Source organism: Pseudomonadales bacterium (genome assembly GCA_024234165.1).
GTDB lineage: Bacteria > Pseudomonadota > Gammaproteobacteria > Pseudomonadales > UBA5518 > UBA5518.
The window spans coordinates 382685-406110 of the sequence record JACKOP010000001.1 but is presented as its reverse complement, the minus strand read 5'-3'; the positions used below and the strand labels follow the sequence as shown (position 1 = coordinate 406110).

The 23426-nt window shown below is 62.3% G+C and carries 21 protein-coding genes and 1 pseudogene; 11 read left to right on the top strand and 11 right to left on the bottom strand.

What is annotated here, in order from left to right; genetic code table 11:
* Positions 1–116: 116 nt before the first annotated feature.
* Positions 117–920 (top strand): ABC transporter ATP-binding protein, encoded by an 804-nt coding sequence (locus H7A12_01690; protein ID MCP5319541.1) that lies wholly within the window; start codon positions 117–119, stop codon positions 918–920.
* Between the two features lie 86 nt (positions 921–1006).
* A complete protein-coding gene (locus tag H7A12_01685) occupies positions 1007–1717 on the top strand; it encodes a TetR/AcrR family transcriptional regulator (GenBank protein MCP5319540.1) in 711 nt (236 codons plus the stop codon).
* Positions 1718–1721: 4 nt separating this feature from the next.
* Here H7A12_01685 and H7A12_01680 read toward each other — a convergent pair whose 3' ends face one another.
* The 5 genes from H7A12_01680 to H7A12_01660 all read right to left on the bottom strand — a co-directional run bounded on the left by H7A12_01680 (position 1722) and on the right by H7A12_01660 (position 9708).
* Entirely contained in the window at positions 1722–3347 is a 1626-nt protein-coding gene (locus tag H7A12_01680) for an AMP-binding protein (GenBank protein ID MCP5319539.1), read from the bottom strand.
* Positions 3348–3364: 17 nt separating this feature from the next.
* Complete coding sequence (locus H7A12_01675) at positions 3365–4591, bottom strand: acyl-CoA dehydrogenase family protein (protein ID MCP5319538.1); 1227 nt, start codon at positions 4589–4591, stop codon at positions 3365–3367.
* A 14-nt stretch (positions 4592–4605) separates the two neighbouring features.
* Complete coding sequence (locus H7A12_01670) at positions 4606–5697, bottom strand: acyl-CoA/acyl-ACP dehydrogenase (protein MCP5319537.1); 1092 nt, start codon at positions 5695–5697, stop codon at positions 4606–4608.
* 99 nt (positions 5698–5796) lie between these two features.
* Positions 5797–7038 (bottom strand): MFS transporter, encoded by a 1242-nt coding sequence (locus H7A12_01665; protein MCP5319536.1) that lies wholly within the window; start codon positions 7036–7038, stop codon positions 5797–5799.
* Between the two features lie 159 nt (positions 7039–7197).
* Positions 7198–9708, bottom strand: a complete 2511-nt coding sequence (locus H7A12_01660; protein ID MCP5319535.1) for a TonB-dependent receptor — start codon at positions 9706–9708, stop codon at positions 7198–7200.
* 139 nt (positions 9709–9847) lie between these two features.
* On the opposite strand from H7A12_01660, the gene H7A12_01655 reads away from it, so the two are divergent.
* The 5 genes from H7A12_01655 to H7A12_01635 all read left to right on the top strand — a co-directional run bounded on the left by H7A12_01655 (position 9848) and on the right by H7A12_01635 (position 15092).
* Positions 9848–11323 carry an MmgE/PrpD family protein gene (locus H7A12_01655; protein ID MCP5319534.1) on the top strand — a complete coding sequence of 492 codons (1476 nt, stop codon included), beginning with the start codon at positions 9848–9850 and terminating at the stop codon, positions 11321–11323.
* On the top strand, positions 11320–11922 hold the full coding sequence (locus tag H7A12_01650) for a nitroreductase family deazaflavin-dependent oxidoreductase (protein ID MCP5319533.1): 603 nt from the start codon (positions 11320–11322) through the stop codon (positions 11920–11922). Before H7A12_01655 ends, H7A12_01650 begins: the two co-directional genes overlap by 4 nt.
* On the top strand, positions 11862–12488 hold the full coding sequence (locus tag H7A12_01645) for a TetR/AcrR family transcriptional regulator C-terminal ligand-binding domain-containing protein (GenBank protein MCP5319532.1): 627 nt from the start codon (positions 11862–11864) through the stop codon (positions 12486–12488). Before H7A12_01650 ends, H7A12_01645 begins: the two co-directional genes overlap by 61 nt.
* A gap of 107 nt (positions 12489–12595) precedes the next feature.
* Entirely contained in the window at positions 12596–14203 is a 1608-nt protein-coding gene (locus H7A12_01640) for an AMP-binding protein (protein MCP5319531.1), read from the top strand.
* Between the two features lie 349 nt (positions 14204–14552).
* Positions 14553–15092 (top strand): L,D-transpeptidase family protein, encoded by a 540-nt coding sequence (locus H7A12_01635; protein ID MCP5319530.1) that lies wholly within the window; start codon positions 14553–14555, stop codon positions 15090–15092.
* A 24-nt stretch (positions 15093–15116) separates the two neighbouring features.
* Here H7A12_01635 and H7A12_01630 read toward each other — a convergent pair whose 3' ends face one another.
* The 5 genes from H7A12_01630 to H7A12_01610 form a co-directional block, all read right to left on the bottom strand.
* The gene (locus H7A12_01630; GenBank protein ID MCP5319529.1) at positions 15117–15608 is read right to left on the bottom strand and encodes a hypothetical protein; all 492 of its coding nucleotides are present in this window, start codon (positions 15606–15608) and stop codon (positions 15117–15119) included.
* A 5-nt stretch (positions 15609–15613) separates the two neighbouring features.
* A complete protein-coding gene (gene purB, locus H7A12_01625; protein MCP5319528.1) occupies positions 15614–17005 on the bottom strand; it encodes an adenylosuccinate lyase in 1392 nt (463 codons plus the stop codon).
* 79 nt (positions 17006–17084) lie between these two features.
* Positions 17085–17720: a DUF489 family protein gene (locus H7A12_01620; GenBank protein MCP5319527.1), complete on the bottom strand. Its 636-nt coding sequence runs from the start codon at positions 17718–17720 to the stop codon at positions 17085–17087.
* Positions 17717–18808 (bottom strand): tRNA 2-thiouridine(34) synthase MnmA, encoded by a 1092-nt coding sequence (gene mnmA / locus H7A12_01615; GenBank protein MCP5319526.1) that lies wholly within the window; start codon positions 18806–18808, stop codon positions 17717–17719. The genes H7A12_01620 and mnmA overlap by 4 nt, the downstream gene beginning before the upstream one ends.
* Positions 18805–19269: an NUDIX hydrolase gene (locus tag H7A12_01610; GenBank protein MCP5319525.1), complete on the bottom strand. Its 465-nt coding sequence runs from the start codon at positions 19267–19269 to the stop codon at positions 18805–18807. The genes mnmA and H7A12_01610 overlap by 4 nt, the downstream gene beginning before the upstream one ends.
* A 413-nt stretch (positions 19270–19682) precedes the next feature.
* Here H7A12_01610 and H7A12_01605 point away from each other — a divergent pair, with 413 nt between their 5' ends.
* From H7A12_01605 to H7A12_01595, 3 genes and pseudogenes are all read left to right on the top strand, one after another.
* The gene (locus tag H7A12_01605) at positions 19683–20249 is read left to right on the top strand and encodes a hypothetical protein (protein ID MCP5319524.1); all 567 of its coding nucleotides are present in this window, start codon (positions 19683–19685) and stop codon (positions 20247–20249) included.
* Positions 20250–20253: 4 nt separating this feature from the next.
* The gene (locus H7A12_01600) at positions 20254–20793 is read left to right on the top strand and encodes a gluconate 2-dehydrogenase subunit 3 family protein (protein ID MCP5319523.1); all 540 of its coding nucleotides are present in this window, start codon (positions 20254–20256) and stop codon (positions 20791–20793) included.
* 8 nt (positions 20794–20801) lie between these two features.
* A pseudogene (locus tag H7A12_01595) lies at positions 20802–22484 on the top strand (GMC family oxidoreductase).
* Positions 22485–22575: 91 nt separating this feature from the next.
* Here H7A12_01595 and cspD read toward each other — a convergent pair.
* A complete protein-coding gene (gene cspD, locus H7A12_01590) occupies positions 22576–22812 on the bottom strand; it encodes a cold shock domain-containing protein CspD (protein ID MCP5319522.1) in 237 nt (78 codons plus the stop codon).
* A gap of 210 nt (positions 22813–23022) precedes the next feature.
* On the opposite strand from cspD, the gene clpS reads away from it, so the two are divergent.
* Positions 23023–23394, top strand: a complete 372-nt coding sequence (clpS, locus tag H7A12_01585; GenBank protein ID MCP5319521.1) for an ATP-dependent Clp protease adapter ClpS — start codon at positions 23023–23025, stop codon at positions 23392–23394.
* Positions 23395–23426: the final 32 nt, after the last annotated feature.

Below are 23426 nucleotides of genomic sequence, written 5' to 3'. Positions count from 1 at the left end.
TTGCTCGGCGTGCACTCGACCTGTCACGACCCGATCCGTAGACTGGCGCTTGCTTCGTCCCGGCAACGACATGGCGTCGTGTAACCGGGCTCCACTGCACTATCGGGAATTCCAGCGTGTCCGACGACAACATCATCGAGGTCAGCGATCTGCATTTTGCGTACGGTCAGCGGCAGATCCTGAAAGGGCTGGATCTGCGCATCCCGCGCGGAAAACTGGTCGCGATCCTCGGTACCAGTGGCTGCGGCAAGAGCACCCTGCTGCGTCTGATCGGCGGGCAACTGCAGCCGGCGCGCGGGCGGGTGCTGGTCGATGGCGAGGACGTGCACGCACTCGACAACGCCGGGCTGTACCGTCTGCGGCGCAAGATGGGCATGATGTTCCAGGTCAGCGGTCTGTTCAGTGACCTGTCGGTATTCGAGAACGTGGCTTTCTCGATGCGCGAGCACACCGACCTGCCGGAGCGAACGATCCGCGATCTGGTGCTGATGAAGCTGCATGCGGTCGGGTTGCGTGGAGCGCACGCGATGATGCCGCGGGAGCTCTCCGGTGGCATGCAGCGGCGCGTCGCATTGGCGCGCGCCATCGCGATCGATCCTCTGCTGGTCATGTACGACGAGCCGTTTGCCGGTCTCGATCCGATTTCGCTGAACGTCATCGCGAGCATCCTGCGACGTCTCAATGATGCCCTTGGTACCTCGTCGGTGGTGGTTACCTACGATGTCTCGGAATCACTGAAGGTCGTCGACTACGCCTATTTCATCTCCGATGGGCGGATCGTCGCCGGGGGCAGTACCGCCGACATCGTGGCTTCCGACGATCCCTTCGTGCGCCAGTTCATCAACGCAGAGCCGGACGGTCCGGTCGGCTTTCACTACCCGGCCCGACCACTTGCCAGTGAGTTGCGCCTGGGCCTTTGAACGAACGGCACCCTTGCCCGGCGAGTCCGGAGGCCATCGCATGGAGTTCGCGAGTCGTAGCGGAATTCAACGGAGAAGAGTGAACGATGGATTGTCCGCAGCAGGCACGTAAAGCACGCGTAGGGCGGCCTCCGCGGATCTCGCGCGAGGCGATCATCGCCGAGTCGCTGTCGCTGTTGCAGAACTGCACGGTGGAGCAGTTCACGCTGGCCAGCGTGGCGCGGCGGCTCGGCACGGTGTCGATGGCACTCTATAACTATTTCCCGAGTCGCGAAGCGTTGCTGGCGGAGGTCGCCAACGAGGTCTGCAAACAGTTCCGCATGCCCGAACCGATTCCAGGGCAAGACTGGAAGAGGACGCTGAGCGACTGGATGTGGACGCTGTACGCACTCGGCAAACGCTATCCGATGATGTTCAAGGTCACAGGGGTCGACGGCAAGACTTCCGCAGGCTGGCTGGCAATCGCACACGTGGTCGGTGAAACCTTGCATGGACTCGGATTCCGTGGCCGGGAACTGACGCTGACGAACTGGCTGTTCTGCCACCAGGTGCTGAGCCTGCTGGCAATGGAATTCGGTAACGTCAACTACCATTCGCCGCCCGCGCTGGATCGACTCGACGAGCTTGAACCACGGCAGCAGCAGTTCTTCCTTGTGCTGCGTTCACAGTACGCAGAGATTTCCTCGGAAGACGTGTTGCGCGAGGGATTTGCCGATCTGCTCGCGGCCGTGGAGCGACGCATTCCGACGCAGCCGGGGAGCCAGGCTGATTGCGCGGGGCTGACACCGTGTCGGTGACGGTTCAGGATACGGGCTCACTGCCCAGTCTTCGTTCTGCAACCTGGCGCGCCCAGCGATAGTCGGCCTTGCCCATCGGATTGCGCGCCACTTCGGCAACGAACAGGACATCCTTGGGTACCTTGTAACCAGCGAGTCTGGCACGGCAGTGCTGCTTCAGCGCATCGGTATCCTCGGCAACGTCCCGGCGTAACGACACCAGTGCCACGACCTTCTGGCCCCAGCGCGGATCGGGAACACCGACCACTACGGCATCACGCACGCCCGGATACGAACGCAGACCTTCTTCCACCTCTTCGGTGAACACCTTCTCGCCGCCGGTGTTGATGCACTGCGAATCCCGACCGAAAACCGTGATCGAAGCATCGGTTTCGAGGCGGGCAGCATCGCCGCTGATCGCACAGCGCCTGCCGTCGATGATGACGAAGGTGCTGGCGGTTTTCTCCGGATCGCGAAAGTAGCCGAGTGGCAGATGCCCCATGCGGACCAGGATGCCCATTTCGCCGGGCTTGGCGAAGCGCTTGCCGTCCACCGCTACCGCGACCGTCGGACTGGGCGGGATCCGCAGCAGTCCTCCATCGTCAGGCTTGCCTCCACCACCGGAAGTGCCGGTTTCGGATGAGCCCAGGCTGTCGACGATATGGACGTTCGGTGCCAGGTAGGGTCTGAGTGCTTCGCGTGCGTGCTCCGAAAGCATCGCACCGCCATTGGACACGGCGACGACGCTGCGCAGATCCCATCGTTGTGGTTCACGCTGCAGCGCCTCGAGCAGCGGCAGCACCATCGCATCACCAACCACGTTGAGGCAACTGATCTTCTCGTCATGGATCAGGCCGAGGATGTATTCGGCGTCGAAGGCAGGGCGGTCGTTGAGGTAGACGGTGCAACCGGCGAGCAATCCGATGGTGGTGGCCCACATGCCGGCACCGTGCATCAGCGGTCCGCACGGAAGCTGGCGCAACGGATAGGTCTCGCGCACACGCGTTGCCAGTTCGGCTGGGTTTGCGATGGCCCCGGCCGGGTGCAGGCTGCCACCACCGCCGAAGGCCGCGTAGAACAGCGCCTTGTGTGTCCACATCACGCCCTTCGGCATCCCGGTGGTGCCGCCGGTGTAGAGCAGCAGCAGATCGTCGTCGCTGCGCTCGATGTCTGCGAGCGTACCTGTTGCTCCGATTGCCGCCGTCGCGTATGCCACTGCGCTGGGCAGTGAGGGAGCGCCGCTGCCGATTCGCACCAGCGCCCTCAGGCCTGGCGCACCGTCGAGTGCGCCACCCACGGCATCCTCGAGTGCGCGATCGTAAAACAGTGCCTTGAGTTCGGCGTCCGTGTAGATATAGCGCGCTTCGTCTGCCGTATAGCGATAGTTCACGTTGACCGGGACGGCACGCAGCATGTATGCAGCGAAGGTGGCTTCCAGAAACTCGATCGAATTGGCCGCCTGGATGCCTACCGTGTCGTTGGTGCCGATGCCGCGTGATCGCAACCAGAGCGCAAGGCGTTGCGCATTGTCACGGAACTCGCGATAGCTCAGGCGACGGCCACCGCACACGAGTGCCTCGCGCTCTGCGGGTACGGTGTCGACGACGATGTCGAGCAGGTCTGCCAGATTGAAGGTCTTCTCTGCGGTCATCGAATCCTCCGCCCCTTTCAGCGCTCCAGTTCGCGAAACGGCAGTTCACGATCGGTACGGATTTCGCCGGGGAGTCCCAGCACGCGCTCGGCGACCACGTTGCGCAGGATCTCGTCGGTCCCTCCCGAGATGCGGATGCCCGGTGCAGACAGCCACAGCTGCTGCAGGAACGCCCATTCCTTGCCCAGATCCCGATGGCCGGTGATTCCCTCCGGACCGGCCATTTCGAGCGCGAAACTCGCGATGTCGAGAATACCCTTGCCGGCAACCAGCTTCAGGATCGACATCTCCGGCCCTGGTTCCCTGCCCTGCGAAAGTGCAGTGAGCCCGCGTGCGATGACCAGTTCCACGCCGTGCTGGCTGAGGAAGGCATCGGCGATGTGCGCCTTGACGCGGGCGTCTTCGAGCGCAGGCCGCCCGGCCCAGCGCGCCTTGCGTGCAATCTGGATCAGGTTGCGGTGCAGATGCGTCGGCAGATGCCCGCCAATGGCAAGCCGCTCGTGCATCAGCGTGCTCAGCATCACCTTCCAGCCACCGTCGACTTCACCAAGGCGGTTGCCGTCCGGAATGCGCACATCGCTCAGGAAGACCTCGTTGAACTCGGTATCGCCGGACATCTGATGAATGGGGCGGACCTCGACGCCAGGTGCCTTCATGTCGACGATGAACATCGTGAGGCCTTTCTGCTTCGGTTTGTCCCAGTCGCTGCGCGCGAGCAGGATGCCGAAATCGCAGAAATGTGCTCCCGAGGTCCAGACCTTCTGGCCGTTGATGATCCATTCGTCGCCGTGTTTCTCGGCACGGGTGCGGATGCCGCCGGTATCCGAGCCGGCCGCAGGTTCCGAAAACAACTGGCACCAGATCTCGTCGCCGACGATGCCGCGTGCCATGTGCTGCGTGCGGATTTCGGGCCTTGCCCACATCGCTATGGTGGGCAGACATTGGCCGATGCTGTTTTCGAACACCATGCGTGGCACCAGGAAACGTTCCTCTTCCTGGGCGTAGATCACCTGCTGCATCGCCGTGCCGCCGCGACCACCCCACTCGCGCGGCCAGCTGATCGCGGCAAAGCCCGCTTCGGCCTTGCGGCGTTGCCAGGCGCGCGCTGCGGCAATGCGTGCCGTGTCGTCCAGGCCTGCGCCGAAACGCTGTTCATCGCTGGTGCGAGCAGTGGCGTTGGCTTCCAGCCAAGCACGCGCTTCGGAACGGAATGCGGCTTCTTCAGGAGTATCTCTGAAATCCATGCTGCAGTTCCCGCTTACGCGGCCTCCCGGATGAGCGCGTCGGCGAGACGGATGCGCCAGGTGTGTTCGCTGCCGATCAGTTGCGCAAGGTGGCGCGCGCGGCGCATGTAGAGGTGGCAGTCCATCTCCCACGTGAAACCGATGCCGCCGTGGATTTCGATGCCTTCCTCGGCAGCACGGTTGAAGGCGACGCTGGCTGCAACTCGTGCAGCGGCTGCCGCAACCGGCAGCTCCGGTGCATCCGACGACAGGGCCCAGGCACCGTAGTACGCATGCACCCGTGCCAGTTCGTTCGCGGTATAGATATCCGCCATCTTGTGTTTCAGGGCCTGGAAGCTGCCGATCTGGCGACCGAACGCCTTGCGCTCGAGCGAGTAGTCGCGACTGATTTCGAGGAAGCGTGTTGCGCCGCCCACCTGCTCGAATGCGAGCAGTACCGCTGCAGCGTTCAGCACACGTTCACAGACGGCCACGCTGCGTTCGCCCGAACACAGCAGTTCGGCGGGTGCATTCGTGCAGATGATTTCACCGCACGGACGGGTCGGATCGAGCGTGGCCAGCGCCCGGCGTGCCACGCCCTCGGCTGCAGGGTCAAGGAGTACCAGCGACTCACCGGCGCGCACGACCACGAGCCCGGCGATCATCGCGTCCGGGACCAGCGGCATCCGGCCGTTCAGCCGTCCATCGGCAAACACCGGCCCTGGCGAGCTGCTCCACGCTTCGCCATCGGCCAGCGTGGCGGTTGCGATCACGTCGCCGGAGGCAATGCGTGGCAGCCAGTGTTGCTGCTGCTGTTCACTGCCCGCCTGCAGCAGCGCTTCGGCCGCCAGATAGAAGCTGGATGCCAGGGGTACCGGTGCCAGATGGCGCCCTGCTTCCTCGGCGATCAGACACAGTTCCAGGTACCCGAGCCCGGCACCGCCGAGATGCTCCGGGATCGCAGCCGCTGCAGCGCCCATCGTGATCAGACTGTTCCACACGGTGGTGGAGTGCGTGGCGTGCCCGTCGAGTACGCGACGGATTTCGGCCGAAGTGCAGGTTTGCTCCAGCATTCGCCTCACTTCCCGAGCGAGCAGGCGTTGTTCATCGGAAAAGTCGAAATTCACGTTGAGGTGTCTCCGGTAGGTCTGCCTGGGCGGTCTGTCTGGGCCGCGAATTGTAGCGATGCATCCCGGACCGTGACATCGTGGTCGGGTTGCCAAACGTTAATGCGGCAGTCGCACTCGTGCCAGGGCCATCAGTGCGAGTACGCAGAATGCCGTGAACGTCCAGAAGGCTTGCGCGTAATCGCCGGTGGCGTCGTAGGACCACCCGGCGAATGGGGATCCCGTGAGCACGATCGCCATCATCACCGGATTCATCAGCCCCATCACACGGCCGTAGTTCGTGGCGCCGAACAGAACCGCCATCAGCGCGCCCCAGACCGGCAACATGCCGCCGGCTGCGAGTCCCAGCACCGCGCTCGCCACGAACAGCATCGGATGGTTGCTGCCGTGAATGAGCAGAACAAGCGTCACGATGATCAACGCGAGTGCGGCCGCAAGCCCCGCCCGCAGATCGATACGATCGGCCAGCATCCCGAACACCAGTTTGCCAAGAATGCCGAAAACGGCCACCGTCGAGATCAGATAGGCTGCGGTTTCGGCACTGGCAGCGCGACCGGTGGCGAGCGGCGCGAGGTTGCTGAGCAGGGCACTGTAGACGGACATGAGCACGCCGACGACCAGTGCGACCAGCCAGAATTCGGGTCTGCGCAGGATCTCGGCGGTGCTGCCTGCTGCCGACGGCAAGGACGTCGCCAGCGCAGCTTCCGGTTTCGCGGCGTCGCCGTCGGGCTGCAGCCCGCGGTGAGCCGGACTGTCTTCGACCAGCAGCCAGACGAGCGGCAGCATGACGAGTGCGGAAGTCGCTGCGAAGACTCTGTATGCCTCGCGCCAGCCCCAGCCGTCGATACCCCACTGCAGCAGCGGAGGCAGCACGAATCCGCACGCAGAAGTTCCCAGCGCGGCGATACCCATGGCGAGTCCGCGGCGGCGTGAAAACCAGCGCGCCAGCATGGTCGATACCAGTACCGGCCCCATCAGGATCATCACCACGGACATGCACAGAGCGTAGGCGAGCGTTACCTGCCACATCGCGCTGGTGAGCGAGAGCCAGAAGAATCCACTCGCCAGCAGCACGATGCCGATGCACGCGAGTGCGCGTAACGAGTAGCGATCGATGGCTACTCCAAGAAAAGGGGAAATCACCCCGCCAACCAGTGTGCAGGCGGTGATTCCCAGCATCATCTCGAGTCGGGTCGCCGAGAATTCTGCAGCGAGTGGTGCGAGTACCAGCCCGTATGAGTAACTTACCGCGGCCGTGGCCACCCCCTGCAGCAGGAACCCGGCGCCGACCAGCCACCATCCATGGAAAAATCCGCCCTGCGTACCGGCGCTACTGTGCATGCCTTGTCTCCCGGGATATCTGCATCCTCGCATTGTTCTGTCATAGCAGCTGCCAGACGTGGTGTCACCCCGGGGGTCTGATCCCGCTGTGGTTGGTACCGCAGCAGGATCCGTGTTGACTCCCCGGAGCAGATGCGCCGAATCCGGCCGGAGCTGACATCAATACTCGTAGCGGAGCTCCAATCCGTACGTGCGCGGATTGCCGTAGGATTCGGTGATCAGCCCCATGCCGCCGAAGTTGACACCGAAGACCGGGTAGTCGTCATTGCCAAGGTTCCTGCCCCACACGGAAACCGCAAGGCTTCCGACCGTCACCGGTATGGCTTCGAGCGTGATCCTTGCATCGACGACCGTCCGTTCGTCCATGACGATGTGATCGTAGATCACCGGTTGGCCGCCAACGACGGCCGTCCACAGCGCCGACTCGATCCACTCGTCCTGCCAGTTGACCTGTACGTAGCCGCGCAGGTTGCCGAGCGATGTGCGTGCAAACACATAATCGCCACTCACGCTGAGCTGATGTGAGGGCGACGTGCTGCGCTTTGCGCGTTTGCTGGTCTCGATGCAGCGCGCAGGTGTGCCGGTGCCGCAAAGTCGGGGAAATTTCTCGAAATCACCGCCAATGTACGAGTAGCCCAGCGAGAGCAGAAGATCCTCGACCGGTGCCAGTTGCAGTTCGACTTCTCCGCCATGGCGTTTGGCTTCCCCGGCATTGCTCAGCACCGTGGTTGCCGTCCCGTTCTCGGTCTTGATCTGGGCGACTTGGAGATCCTGGTACGTGTAGGTATAGATCGACGCGTTCAGCCGCAGTTGCTTGTCGAACCACTCGCTCTTGAAACCGAGTTCCCACTGCTTGATTTCTTCTTCTGCATAGGGATTGTCGAATACCTCACCGTTGAAGCCGCCGCTGCGATAACCCGTGGCGTAGCGGACGAAGGCGTTCAGATCGTCGGTGAACTGGTACGCAACCGTCAGGTTGCCGCTCAGATTATGAAATTTCTTGTCCCGCTTCAGCGATCGTGCGGGTACCGTGGCAAACGGTGTGGTGACGCTCGAGTAGTCGTAGAAGATGTCCTTGTCTTCCTCCGTGTATCGCAAGCCGAGGGTGAGCGCGAGGCGCTGCTCGAGCGCCGCCGGTCGCCAGGTCGCCTGTCCAAATGCTGCCAGGGCCTCGGTGGTTGTCTTGTAATACTGCCTGCCGGCCCCGCTCAGAGGTGCCGCAAAAATGGCGCGCCGATCGTAGCGGGCCTCGTCTTCGAAGTAGTAAGCACCCAGGACGTACTCCAGCTGATCGGTGGTGCCGACCATGTGGACTTCCTGCGAAAACTGCTCGTATTTCGGTCTGGTGTCCTGCTTGCTGTGGTACGCGCCGATCGAGTCGATCGCAGCCCACACGCGGTCAACCATCGGATAGGCGGCACCAGAACTTGGTCCGTAGAGTTGTGCCAGCGTCAGGTGGACCAGATCCTGCATCGCCCCGATCCCGTTGGCGTCCAACCTGCTGTCGATGTTTTCCAGATCCCCGTAAACGTACATCTTCATTTTCCGGGAAGCCGTGATCGACTTGAAGCTCACGTCTCCCAGCGCACCGAGCTGGCCAGCGTCCCAGGACAGGGTAAGCGCGTCGCCGCTGCCTTCGTTGGACATGCGCGGCGGGTGGTCGGCCGCACCGTGGCGTGTGCGCCCTTCACCGGCGCGTTCTGCCGCCTCGTATGCGGCCAGGGTTCGCTGCATCGAAGGAATCCAGCGCGACGCCACGCGTGGATCGCTGGTGGGTGATGCGGCCCACAGTTGGGCTTGAGCGATCGTGCCGCGAAGTGCGTTGATCCGGCTGACGTTGCCGGCAGCATCCAGCGGGGTGAATCCGGTGACCTTTTCAAGCAGGTTGGCTTCGTCCAGCTTGCTTGCATCGTGGCTGTAGTCGACCACGAAACTGTCCGACGGCGACCAGCGGAGGGCGAGGCGGTAGGCCTCGCGATCGATGGAATCGAAGTCGCCGCCACCCCCGACATTGCGATAGAGCGCGTCACGCTTGCGCTTCTGGTAGCCGACGCTTGCAGCCAGTTCACCGAAGCCGCTGTCGCTCCCGCCGATGGCGGGGAGATCCATGTTGGCGTTCAGGGTTCGCTCGTCGTAATTGCCAAGGGATGCCTTCGCCCTGAAGCCGAATTCACCGGTCGGCTTGCGGGTGACGAAGTTCACCGTTCCTGCCGTGGAGTTGCGACCATAAAGAGTGCCCTGCGGTCCACGCAGGACTTCGATCCGCTCGAGTTCCGCAACGTCGAGCCCGGCTCCCATCATCTTTCCGATGTAGACACCGTCCTGGTAGATCCCGACGACGGGATCGATCGAGATGTTCGCCGGGCTTCCTGCGCTGACCCCCCTCATGTTCAGGCTCACGGTACCTTTGGAACCCGCGGCACCGAAACCGTTGACGCCGGGGAGCTCGCCGATGAGGTCCTGCATGTTGGCAATGCCCCGATTCTCGATTTCGCCGACGCCGAGCGCCGAGATCGATATGGGTACGTGCTGACTGGTTTCGGAGCGCTTCTGTGCCGTAACGACGATTTCCTCCAGACCCTGCGCGAAGGCTCCGGATGCGAGTCCGAGTGCCATCACGAGCGGCGTCGTGCGTAGTAGAAGATTGGTTGTCGCCCGATCGTTATACATGTCTGCTTTTCCTGTGGTGTGGAAGCGGTGTCTGGCGCAGCGGTCTGCGTTCCGCGGTCGAATGTAGCACCGAGCATCTTGCTAACGCAAATCTATGTGCGATAGTGTAAGTGTTGTAATGTGTGCAGCCCGAGCAACGATGAGCGACAACAAGGGACGCGTCATGGGACAACTGGAGATCTTTGCGGACTTTGCCCTGGCGATTGCGCCGCAGGCCGTACCCCAGGATGTGCTCGATTATTCGAAGATCGTGCTGATGGACACCTTGGTGTGCGGTCTTGCGGCTGCTCGGCTGGAGCGCAGCAGGATCACCGGGTGCGTGGCGTCGCGACTGGGAGGCCCGGCCGAGGCAACCGTGTTCGGCTTGCCGCAGCGGGTGGCGTCAGCCAATGCCGCTTACGCAAATGCCGAGATGATGAACGCTCTGGATGCCGACGAGACGTTCTTCAACGCGGCGCATTTTGCAGCTATCGTCACGGCGGCTGCTCTCGCCGAATCCGAGCGGGTCGGCTGCAGCGGTGCGGATCTGTTGCGCGGATTCCTTGCGGGTTTCGAGGTCAATGCCCGCCTGAACCTCGCATCGAAACTGATGGAGTACGACGGGGACAGGTTTCGCTGGTCCGCACTGGCCGGCACAGGGGCTGATTCCCTTGGTGCTGCGGTGGCGGCAGGCTCTATTGGTGGGCATACCCGGGAGCAGATGATCAATGCGATGGGGCTCGCGGGTTGGACGGCGCCTGCACCGAAAGCTGCCGACATGGCCAACCGCGATACGTTCAACTCGTTCAAGTACGCACCCTATGGCTGTGTGGCGCAGACCGGGATCATGGCTGCGATGCTCGCGCAGGAGGGGTATGTCGGGGAACGCGATGTGTTGGACAAGACGCCCGGCTTTTTCGAGGCGCAGGGCTTCATGGGCGCATATCGGGAGCTTCTGGACTGCGGCAGCGGAAAATGGTGGATTCTGGATACGGCGCTCAAACCGTATCCATCGTGCCGCTTCACCCATGCAGCGATAGACGCAGTGCTCGGGTTTCAGCAGCAACACGGTGTGCGTGTCGAGGATATCCAGCAGATCGAAATCCGGCTGAACCCGATCGCCTACTCGACATGGTTTTTCCGCAATCCGGCAGCGTCCATCGTGGCGGATCATCGTGCGCCGCTGCATGGAGCGTTCAACATCCCCTACATCACCGCGCTTGCCTTGCTGGGACATCGACGCGGACCCGACTGGTATGCAGCGGAGAGGCTGGCGGACGAGTCCGTATGGCAGCTTGCCCGAAGGATTTCCACTTTGCCCGATGAGGGGCTTGCTGCCAGCTGGCGCGAGGACGTGCTGCACAGCCCGATTCACAGACCCCGTTTCAACAGGGCACTCGTCTCCATCACGGTGGGCGGGCAACGCCATGAGATTGCGTCCGACTTCAATCAGGGCGACCCCTGGAGCGACGCGACCCGGGCCGACTGGAACTGGGTCAGGAGCAAGATGCAGGATTTTCTTGCCGGCATCATGCCGGAACAGCAGCAGGATCGTCTGTTGTCGCTGATGATGAATCTCGAGACGGTAAACAATGTCAGAAACGAGATTTCCCCGCTATTGGAGGTAACGGCATGACGGACACGAATGATGGCGGCGTGGTGCAGGAGTCGGTCGAGGACAAGATCCGGTTCGCATCGTACTTCAAGCCGTGGATGATCATCCTGCGCGGCAGGCGTGGCCTCGCGATCGATCTCTGGCTGGTGGAGAAGACGGGCTGGTCGCTCATGTCATGGCAGTACTCGATGGCGGCAGGTCAGGCGTACACGCCAGCGATGTCCATCACGATGGTTGGCGCGAGGAGTGGTGATCTCAAGAAGGTCGTGCTGCCGTATGTCAGACATGGTGATGACTACCTGGTGATCGGCTCCAATGCGGGTGGTCCAACGGATCCTAAATGGGTGGCAAACCTGCGCAAGGAGCCACGCTGCTGGCTCAGAGTGAATCGCCGGCCCGTGACTGCCGAGGCTCACGTCTCGTGTGGCGAAGAGAGGGAGCGTTTGTTTAAATACGTCGTGCAGAGAAAGCCGAATGTCGCGCGCTATCAGGAGCGCGCCGGCACCTTCGGACGTGAAATTCCGATCGTGGTGATTCGTCCACGCAGCAGGGAGTGGCAGTGCCGAAGGAGCCGAGGAAGCGTCCTGGCGGACGCAATGAAGTCGTCAGACGGGCGGTAGTTGCGGCTGTGCTCGACGCGATCAGGGATCATGGTCTGGAATTCAACCATGTCGATGTGGCAGAGCGTGCAGGCGTGCATCACACGACGGTGTATCGGCGCTGGCCGGCAAAGGCGGACCTGCTGCGCGAGGCGATGGGTGAACAGTACCGACAGCTCGAGCTCAGGCGAACAGGCGATTTCGTCAGTGATCTGCATGCGATTTGCCAGCACTTTGCTGCATACGCTGCCGAACCGGTGCAGCGCATCGTGTTCGGATACGCCATCGTCAGCGAAAGCACCGACGTGGCGGATCTGTTGCGGGAATACTGGTTCCCGTTGCGTCGCGAAATGGAAGCCTTCATTCAGGAAGGTATCGACAGTGGGCAGTTGGCAGCGGATACGGATCCGTTCCTGTTCGTACAGTTGCTGATAGGACCCTTGATACTGGTGCCGCTGTTCACGCGCAGGAAACTGCAACGAAGGCAGGTGCAGAAGATCGTCGACCGGATCGTGTTATCGCATGCCGCTGCTCACGCGCAGAAGCGGGCTCGTCCGAGACGGCACGTGCAGAAGGTTCCGGCATGACGACGGCATTGCCCGAAAGGCACGATGACCGTGTCATTGTGATCGAACCGAGGGCGATGTGGGGATGATCCGCGCTGCCAACGCATTCAACCGATGAAGGCTACGAGATGAACAGGCTGCAATTCGACGACATCCGTGACAGGCATATTGGCCGCGCGATCCGCATGCAGGCGGAACAGAATGGCGATACCCGCTTCCTGGTGTTCGACCGTACCGTATATACGTTTCACGAGACCAACGTCGAGGTGAACCGGCTTGCTGCAGGCCTGCGCCGGCTTGGCATCGGTCGGGGTGATCGCGTGGTGTTCTACATGGGCAGCGCGCCCGAGGTCATGTTCCTGGTGCTTGCGGTCAACAAACTGGGCGCAGTCTGGGTTCCGGTGAACACGGATTACAAGGGAGACTGGTTGCAGGACACCATCAACCGCGCACGTGCGCGACTGCTGGTGACGGACGAAGCGCATGCCGAGCGGGTGGCCGCAGTCGCCGACGGGCTCGCGGTCGAACAGATCGCAATCCTTGGTGACCCGGCGCATCTGACGGGGTCAATTGCTTTCGGCGGGCTGTATACCGGTTCGGCGACAGAACCCGATCTCGGTGGACTCGGGTACGGCGACGTCAGCTCGGTGCTGTGGACCTCGGGCACCACGGGGCGTTCGAAGGGCGTGATGCAGAGTCACAACGTGTGGTTCGAATCCGCGTTCGGCGGAGACAGCATGTACGACACGCGCCCTGGCGATATCGCATACAACGTGATGCCCATGTATAACTCGGGTGCGTGGGCGACCTCCCTGTTTCGCACGCTGTTCTGCGGCATCACGCTAGCCGTCGATCCCACGTTTTCCGTGACTGCCTTCTGGGACCGTGTGCGTTTTTACGGGGCCACGCAAGCGTTCACGATCGGTGCGATGCACATGTTCCTGTGGGCTGCTCCGGAGCGGCCTGACGATGCGGACAATCCACTGCGCGAGTTGCAGGCGGTGCCGATGCCTACCGAAATCAAGGAGCCGTTTGCCAGGCGCTTCGGTGTGCGTGTGCTCGGGCAGGGCATGTCACAGAGCGAGGCGCTCGTGATCCTGCGCCAGGATCCGCGCCTGCGCCCGAGTTGGCCGCCCGGCTGCTGTGGGAATCCGATCGAGGCTCTTGACGTCAGGCTGATGGATGACGCTGGCAACGAGGTACCGGTGGGTGATGCCGGTGAGCTGTGGGTGCGTCCGCGCCGGCCGTTCGTGATCTTCAACGGGTATTTTGACGATCCGCAAGCAACCGCCAGTGCCTTCGAGGGAGAGTGGTACAGGACCGGCGATATGCTGCGCCGCGACGCCGACGACAATTTCTTCTTTGTCGACCGCAAAAAGGATGCGGTTCGTTACAAGGGGCGCAATATCTCGACCTTCGAGGTCGAGATGGTCGCGCGACGCCATCCGGCCATTGCCGACTGCGGTGCCTTCGGAATCCGGAGCCAGGAGCTCGCGAGTGAAGACGAGATCAAGCTCAACGTCATATTGAAGCCCGGGGTGAGTGTCGGCGAAGAGGAAATCGCGCGCTTCATAAATGACAATGCACCTTATTTCTTCGTGCCACGCTATATCGAATTCGTCACGGAGTTGCCGTACACGCCAACCCAGAAGCTGCAGAAGTACAAGCTGCGCGAGGCGGGGTTGGGGCCCGCGGCGTGGGACGCACGCAAGGCGGGTTTCAAGCTCGTTCACTGAGTTGGTGTGCGGGGTGCCGCGAAGCACTGGCGTGTTCAGTGCACCTGACTATAATTGCCCGCAGATCGCCATTCACAACAACAGGGGGTGTCAAAGCGTGCCCGGATCCGCCTGCAGACACCTCAGCTTTGCCGTGGTCGCACTCGCGATGCTGTTTTCCACGATGGCGGGTGCCGACGTGGCGGTGGCACCCGATACTGTCGCCGATTCGTACCGCATGCTGCAGCGTTTCGGATTGCTGAAGATGCCGCCTGCAGCACCGGTGCAGGTGCAGGCGAAACAAGAGACGACGGGTGTCGTGGCGGATCATCAGGCTGCGCTGGCAGCGAGCGAGACGGTCGTGAGCGCGATGGCGCACGAGACAGGCAACGGCCAGCAGCCATCTTCGCGCGCCTACGATGTGTTGCGTCGTCTCGGGTTGTTGCCATCGGACGCACCAGCTCCCAAGGCCGTTGTGCGCACCACCGATGTGCGCGTGGTGGTCGAGAAGTCCAAGCGGCGTCTTTATGTGCTGCGTAACGGTAAACCGTTTCTCGAATATCCCGTGATGCTCGGGGGCGTTCCGGTCGGACCGAAGCTGCAGGCAGGAGATCTGCGCACACCGGAAGGGGTCTACACGCTCGATTGGCGCAATCCGAAGAGTCGTTTCCATAAGTCGATGCACATTTCATATCCTGGACCGCTCGATCGTCAGCGCGCCGAGGAACGCGGGGTTGACCCGGGCGGCATGATCATGTTGCACGGTGAACACGACGAGCCGGCCTTGCGCCGTATCCTGCGCCGCAGCGCAAGGGACTGGACCGAAGGCTGCATTGCGCTGAACAACGAGGATATGGACGAGATCTGGCGAACCGTTCCGGACGGGACGCCGATCGAGATCCGGCCCTGAGACGGCCAGCCCTGAGCGTGGCGCTCACATCGGTATGAAGCGCAGTTCCGGATCGGCACTGCTCTTGTGCCACAGCTCGTCGAACTGCTCGGCGAGATGCTGGACGAAGGCACGGTCTTCACGATTCCAGAACGAGATCTTCTCGTCTTCGCCCGGGATGAAGAATACGCCAGCGTCGTCGACCAGCATGTAGTTCGCGATGTAGCGTTCGGGGCAGTAGCCGAGCTTGCGCAGCGGGACCGAAGACACCAGACGCTGATGCAGTGCTGTCAGGCGGTGACCGCACTGGCGCAGGTGCTGGCTGTCCTTGATCAGGATGCGCACTTCGCACGGTGGTCCCCGACGCGCAACGCGTGACAGTTCGCTGGCCAGTTCTTCATTGTCGAACAGAGCGGGAGCAAGATCGTCGCTGAAGATGCGCACCAGACGCCGGGCACCACGCGCGAGCTCGCACAATATCCCCGCCTGGTCGGCTGCCGACTCGATTTCGATCCTGCCTTCACTGCGTGGCTGCATCGTCTCTATCTCCGCTGACCCAGATGCTCGCGAATACGCTGTGCCTGTTCCGCTGCATTGCCGATGTAGCTCGCCGGTGTCAGCGCCGCGAGCTGTGCGCGTGCCTGCGGCGGGATTTGCAGCGATTCGATGAACGCATGCATTTCCCTGGCACCGACACGTTGTCCACGCGTCAATGCCTTCAGTTTCTCGTACGGTTCAGCGACAGCATAACGGCGCATCACGGTCTGCACCGGCTCGGCCAGCACCTCCCAGTTGGCGTCCAGATCGGCAGCCAGGCGCGATGCATCGAGTTCGAGCTTGTCGATGCCTTTCAGTAGCGCGTCGCATGCGATCAGTGTGTATGCGAACGCACTGCCGAGGTTGCGCAACACCGTCGAGTCGGTGAGGTCGCGCTGCCAGCGCGAGACGGGGAGTTTGCTTGCCAGGTGTGCAAACAGTGCATTCGCGAGTCCGAGGTTGCCTTCGGCATTCTCGAAATCGATCGGGTTGACCTTGTGCGGCATCGTGGATGAACCCACTTCACCGGCACGTGTGCGCTGGCGGAAGTAGCCGATCGAAATGTATCCCCAGACATCGCGTGCGAAATCGATCAGTACCGTGTTGAAGCGCTCGACTGCAGCAAACAGTTCGGCCAGACAGTCGTGTGGTTCGATCTGCGTGGTATACGGGTTCCATTCGACGCCGAGCGAGTGTACGAAGTCGCGTGCGTTGCCCTCCCAGTCGACGTCCGGGTACGCAGCGAGGTGGGCGTTGTAGTTGCCGACCGCACCATTGATCTTGCCGAGCAGGCGTACCGTTGCGACCTGTTCGCGCTGACGATGCAGGCGGTAGACGACGTTGGCGATCTCCTTGCCCATCGTCGACGGGCTGGCTGGCTGACCGTGCGTGCGTGAAAGCATCGGCACCGTGGCCCACTGCTCGGCGCGTACGCACAATGCTTCGATGATGCGATCCATCGCCGGGAGCATGATGTCGCGGCGGGCGGTATCGAGCATCAACGCGTGGCTGAGGTTGTTGATGTCTTCGGAGGTGCACGCGAAGTGCACGAATTCGAGTCCGGCAGCGGCACCGGGTATCGTGGCGATGCGCTCCTTGAGGAAGTACTCGACCGCCTTCACATCGTGATTCGTGGTTGCTTCGATCGCTTTCACGCGTGCGGCGTCGGCTGGCGAGAAATCATCCAGGATCGCGTTCAGTGCCAGGATGGTCTGAGCGTCGAAAGGGCCGAATTCGGGAATTCCCGGCAGTGTCGCGAGGCGTTGCAGCCAGCGCAGTTCCACCAGCACGCGAAAGCGGATCAGGCCGTACTCGCTGAACACGGGGCGCAGTGTCGCCGTCTTGTTGCCATAGCGGCCGTCGAGCGGAGAGATGGCGCTGAGTTCGTCGAGTTGCATCATGGTATCCATGAAACCGTCTTGTGGCTTAACGAAGTGGATGATAGCGCAGGCCGATGATTGTGCGTGGACCCGCTGATCAGGTATCGGTGCGTAGCGCACGGCAAGCGCTGATGAGTTGCCCGCGGCGAAGCAGCAGGCCCGGCAAGCTGCCACCGACGAAGCGCCACAGTACGGCGGCGCGCACTCCGGTGAGCAGCAGTGCGCGGATACGGGCGATCACGGCAGGATCGCGCAGGTGATCGCCGTTACCGACGACCTTGATGCGGTAGCTGTAGTGGCTGATCGTGTCTTCGTAGATCGCGGCAAGCGCCGGTGCAAGATCAGCGAATTCACCCGTGAATTCGCCCGTGGAGCCGGTAAGCTGCCCGAGGCGTGCACGGATCGTGGCGAGGCGCTGCGGATCGCGTGCCAGCCGCTTGCCCAGATGTGCCAGTGCGAGTGCGTAGCGCAGTACCTGTGGCTGCTCGTCTCTGGAACCCAGAGCGAGTACGACCTCGAGCCGCTGCAGCCCGCGATGGAGCGTCGCTGCCCCACCGTAGACGTCCTCGACATGTTGCCACTCGAAACGCAGCAGGCTGCCCGTCAGCGCGCGTACGGATTGCAGCGGTGCGTTGCCAGCGCGTGCCAGTTCGTCGACCAGCGTTGCGCATTCGACCAGCGCAGCCAGTGCCAGCGCCTGTGCACGCGTTGCAATCGCGATCGGCTCGCTCATGCGAGGCGCTCTTCGATGACGCCGCCGCCGAGGCAGCAGTCACCGTCGTAGAAGACCACGTACTGCCCCGGTGTGACGGCGCGTTGGGTGTGCTCGAACTCGACCTTCCAGCGCCCGTCGCCCAGCGCCATGATCCGGCATGGCTGATCGGGCTGGCGGTAGCGGATCTTGGCGTGCAGCGCCGGTGTGCTGCCGGCCGGTTCGGTGCCGATCCAGTGTGTCTGCGAGCAAACCAGCGCGCGGTGATAGAGCGCAGGGTGATCGTTGCCTTGTGCGACCAGCAGGGTGTTGCTGGCAAGATCCTTGTCGATCACATACCAGGGGCGCTCGGGGCAATTGCGCCGCCCACCGATGCCGAGCCCCTGGCGCTGGCCGATCGTGTGGTACATCAGGCCGTGGTGTTCTCCGAGTGGTTCGCCGTCGACGCTGCGGATCGGACCGGGTTGCGCCGGCAGGTAGCGCCGCAGGAAATCGGCAAAACGTCGTTCGCCGATGAAACAGATGCCGGTACTGTCCTTTTTGGCTGCGACCGGAAACGCATGTTCGCGTGCCATGCGACGCACTTCGGTTTTCGGCAACTCCCCGACCGGGAACAGGCAGCGTGCGAGCTGGTCAGCCGGAACGGCGTGCAGGAAGTAGCTCTGGTCCTTGGCCGGATCGCAACCCTTCAGCAAGCGTGCACGACCGTCATGGACCTCGCAGCGTGCGTAGTGTCCGGTCGCGATCCTCGCTGCACCCAGTGTGGTCGCGTAGTCGGCGAAGACCTTGAACTTGATCTCGCGGTTGCACAGCACATCCGGGTTCGGCGTGCGTCCGGCGCGGTATTCGGCCAGAAAGTGCTCGAATACATTGTCCCAGTACTCGGCTGCAAAGTTTGCCGTGTGCAGGCGGATGCCGAGCAGCTCGCATACGGCTTCGGCATCGGCGAGATCGGCACGCGCAGTGCAGTATTCGCTGCCGTCGTCCTCATCCCAGTTCTTCATGAACAGGCCTTCGACGGCGTAACCGTGCTGCTGCAGCAGCAGTGCAGCGACTGCCGAGTCGACACCCCCGGAGAGGCCAACGATGACGCGTTCGCCGATATTCATCGTGCCTGCGGATAGAAGAAGTGGAGTGGGAAACGGTGTCCGCTGCGGTGCTGTTCGATCGTCGCCAGCACCGATTCGCTGCGCAGCCGATCGCGTGCCGCGAGTATCTCCTCGTAACTCAGCCAGCGCGTGGCAACGATACCGTCGTCCAGGCGTCGGTCGGCATCGTGGTGCAGTGTGCTGGCGAGAAAGCTGGTACGCAGGAAGCTGATACTGCTGGCGGCACTGGTGAACAGGCTTGCTCCCAGCACGGCCTCGATCGTGACCTCCCAGCCGGTCTCTTCGAGGGTTTCGCGCCGCGCAGCCTCGATCAGGGTTTCACCGGGCTCCAGGTGGCCAGCAGGCTGATTGAGCACCTTGTGCCCGTCGATGAATTCCTCGACCAGCAGGTAACGGCCATCACGGAAGACTACCGTGGCCACGGTCACATGCGGCATCCATTGGGCGAGGGTGTGGTTCATCGGTGGGTTCCGTTCGGGGCTGCGCATTATAGCGGCCGTGGTTTGCGGTGCATCGGGCGATGTAGTGGTTGGCAATGCTTCCGAGGCTGTCGTAAAGCGCCGCGAAGCGCGGGACGATCCCTTTGCATCGGGGGGCGTGTGCCGCAGGGATGCGGCACTCGAGCCTGCAGGGATGTGCATTTACGGCGTCCCACCGGTGTGAAGGGATCGTCCCGTGCTGCTCGCATCGACGATCGGAGACTTTTGCGACAGCCTCTTCCGGTGCGCCGGCCAAGGTTTCTGAGTTGTTTCTTGTCGCATTCCCCTGTTCGTGTTAATTTTTTTTGCAGATTCGCGCGGGTCCTGTCTGGAATTTTCATGATCGGACCCGAATGCGGACGCTACGATACTCAATCTTTCGGGGAGTCAAGGTCATGAAGAAGAGCATCCTGTTCTGGCCTGTCGTGATCATGTCGTTGCTTGCCGCCCCAGTATTTGCCGGGAAGGGACAGCCCGTCACGATGTACTCGTTGATAAGCAGCGGTGGGGGCACCAAGTCCCAGACCGCAGCCTACGTCGGACTCAACTGGAGCCTCGACGGGGGAGTGACTCCGTCGATGGTTCTCGGCGTATTTCATGTGCAGACCAAATCGAATGGCGACACGCATGGAGAGAACCTGAATTTCAGTTTCAACATCGCCGAAGGTCTCGAGCTCGACAAGCTGAAGCTCGGGTATCTCCAGGGCAAGCGTGACTACCAGGGCGAACTTGCGATCGGGTATGGCGTGCTCAAGGGCGCGCCCTTGATCGGGCTTGGGGTGAACGCCCAGCACGTGACTGTCGGCGTCGATGGTTACCTGGGTTCCGCGCCGTCGCTCGATCCCTTCGTCACGATTCACACCCAGGGTGAGTTCGACAAGCGCAAGCGCCGTCAGAGGTGCGTGGAAGACCTGGCCGGTCCTTATCAGGACCCGGATTGCACCAGTCCACGCGAAGAGTGAGGGCTTGGAGAACCGGGAAGGCGGGTTGGTGATCAGTGGAGTTGGTCCAGTTGCTCGCAGCACGATGACGGTCCGGCGCCGACAGATCCTTGCGGTCATTGGCGCCTTTTTTGTCGGTGCCACACTCGATTCGTCTCGATCCATCGCAGAGACGGTTCTTTCGCCGCTCGAGCAAACCGCACTGAACGCTTTCCTGGATGTGCTGCTGCCACGCGATGGCGTGTCAGGCTCGGCGAGCGATCTGGGGGTGCCCGATGAACTGCGGGAGATTGCGCGGCTCGATCCACGTTTCCGCCGCTTGCTGGCACTGGGATGCCGGTGGCTCGATCTGACCGGGGGTCCGCCATTCGGCGCCTTGCCGATCGCGCAGCAGACGGCGGTCGTCGAGTGGATGGCACAATCGGACTGGAATGAAGTGCCGCGCCGATTTTACGAGCTGGTGCGGCAGGTCGCAGTCGAACTCTACTACAGTCATCCTGAATCCTGGCGTGGCACGGCAATCGAACACCCGCCGCAGCCGCAGGGGTATCCGCCGCCGTGGTAGCAACCACGAAACCGGATGTGGTGGTCATCGGTGCAGGGGCAGGCGGTGCGGCGGCAGCATGGCGTCTGTGCGAGAACGGGATGAACGTCCTGTTGCTCGAAGCGGGACCCGCTTTCGATCCGGCAACGCATTACAAACTTGATCGACCCGACTGGGAGCGGCATCCCTTCCCCGAGCTGCCCGGCAGCCAGGGCGCGTTCAGCGTCGCAGAGCTCGACAGGCTCGAGGACAGCAACGGGGATCTGCGTTCCTGGAATCGGGTGGTCGGTGCTTTTGCCCGCGGTCACAGACGAAGAGTTGCGGGACCGGGTTATCTGCATGTCCAGGGAGTGGGAGGCACCACGCTGCATTTCGTGGGCGAAGCGCATCGCCTGCACCCGGATGCCATGAAATTGCGCAGCGAGCACGGCGTGGGGAGCGACTGGCCGATTGGCTACGCGGACCTCGAACCTTATTACGCGGTATGTGAACGCGTGGTCGGAGTCGCCGGACCAGTGGGGGGGGGCGGTGCGCGTTGGCGCAGCACTCCGTACCCGCTACCGCCGCATCCGTTGAGTCCGCCGGCGCGGCGCCTTGTCGAGGCGGGGCGCCGTCTCGGCATGCACTGGGAAGCGAACGCACGTGCAGCCCTGTCCGAACCGTACGACGGGCGCCCGGCCTGCAATTACTGCGGCAACTGCAATCGGGGGTGTCCGCTTGGCGACAAGGGTTCGGCAGACGTAACGTTCATTCGCAAGGCGAAGGCGAGCGGGCACCTTGTGCTGAAGCCGCAGAGCCAGGTCCTGCGCATTCACGCCGGTGCCGACGGGCGCATTGCATCGATCGAGTATGTCGATGAAAGACAACAGTCGCAGACGGTCGAAGCGTCGTTATTCGTGCTTGCCGCAGGAGCAATACAGACTCCGCGCCTGCTGTTGGTGAGCGCGAGTCGGCACTATCCGAACGGACTTGCCAACAGTTCGGGTCAGGTGGGACGCAATTTCATGGAAACGCTCTCGTGGAACAGCACTGGTCTGGTGCCAGGCCTGAAGAACAGTCACGTCGGCTTGCAGTCCGACGCCATCTGTTGGGATTTCAACGCGCCGGATGCCATCTCGGGTGTGGTGGGCGGATGTCGCCTCAACTCCAGCACACAGGAAATCGGTTTCACCGGACCCATAGCGTATGCATCGCGGGCAATCAGTGGATTCGGAGCCAGCTTGAAACAAGCAGTGCGCTCGCGCTTCGGGACTGCGTTGTCGGTTGGCGCGATCGGTGAGTTCCTGCCCAATGACGGCAGCTATGTCGATCTGGATCCGCAACGGAAGGACGAATTCGGCATGGCATTGGCGCGAGTGCATTCCCATTTGACGCAACACGACATCGATCGTTTGCGTTTCATGGCCGAACAGTCCCGACGCCTGCTGCGGGAAGCTGGTGCAAGCGAACCGGTCGAGGAGTTCGGTGCATGGGACAGCTTTTCTGCATCGCACGTGTTTGGCACATGCCGGATGGGAAATGATCCTGCCACCTCCGTCGTCGATGCGAACTGCCGCAGCCATGACCATCCCAATCTGTACATCAGTGACGCGAGTGTGTTTGCGTCGAGTGGAGGCGGCGAATCACCGTCGCTGACCATCTTCGCGCTGGCGGTTCGGGCGATGGACGCGCTTGCTACCGGCCGGGTGTTGCCGGGCTCGCGCGGCAGCTAGTCATCGAGACTGGCGAAGGCTGCACCTGACTGCAGGTCGGGAGTGCTTGCCGACGGTGTACGTGCGTACTCGCCACGATTTGGTGGCAGACCTAGCGACTCAGCATCATTCCAGCTTCGAGTGCCTCGATCGCCTCGATGGCGACTGCGTGCACTCCCTTGGGCCCCGCCTGAACCTCGAAGCGCACGCTTTGGCCTGCCTTCAAGGTCTTGTAGCCTTCCATGCGGATGGCAGAGTAGTGTGCGAACACATCGGAGCTTCCTTCATCGGGCAGAATGAAGCCGTAGCCCTTGGAGTTGTTGAACCACTTGACGATGCCAGTACGCATGACTCTGGTCCTCGTTGCTCCGGAGCGGAGCATCGGTTGTTGTGCTTATGTCGGACCTGCCGGCACGCAGGACGCGCGCCGAAGCATTGAGCGAGTTTTTTAGCGGTAGTGCCGGCGGGTGTCAAGCATCGACAGTCGCGCGTCGCGTGCCTCTTGTGCGGGCGTTCGATCCATGGAACATTCTATGCAGGTAGGTGATTTCGTATGGTGATGATGGAAGGCATGGGTGTCGTGACGCGCATCACGGCGACGCGTGACGACAGGCGCGCACGCGATGGTGGGGTTGCCCTGCAGGAATCGGGCACGCAGCTCACTGAACCGCCGCTGTACCAGGTGGTGATGCTGAACGATGACTACACGCCGATGGACTTCGTGGTCGAGGTGCTGCAACGATTCTTCGGCATGGGGCACGAGAAGGCCACGCGGGTGATGCTCGCGGTACATACCGAAGGGCGCGCGGTGTGTGGTGTTTACACGCGTGACATCGCGGAAACGAAGGCGATGCAAGTGAACCGTCATGCGCGGGAGAGCCAGCACCCGTTGCTGTGTGAAATCGAGGTTGCCGCAGGCGATTCAGCATGAGCTCGGGAACGCGTGCTCGCTGGCCTGGTCTA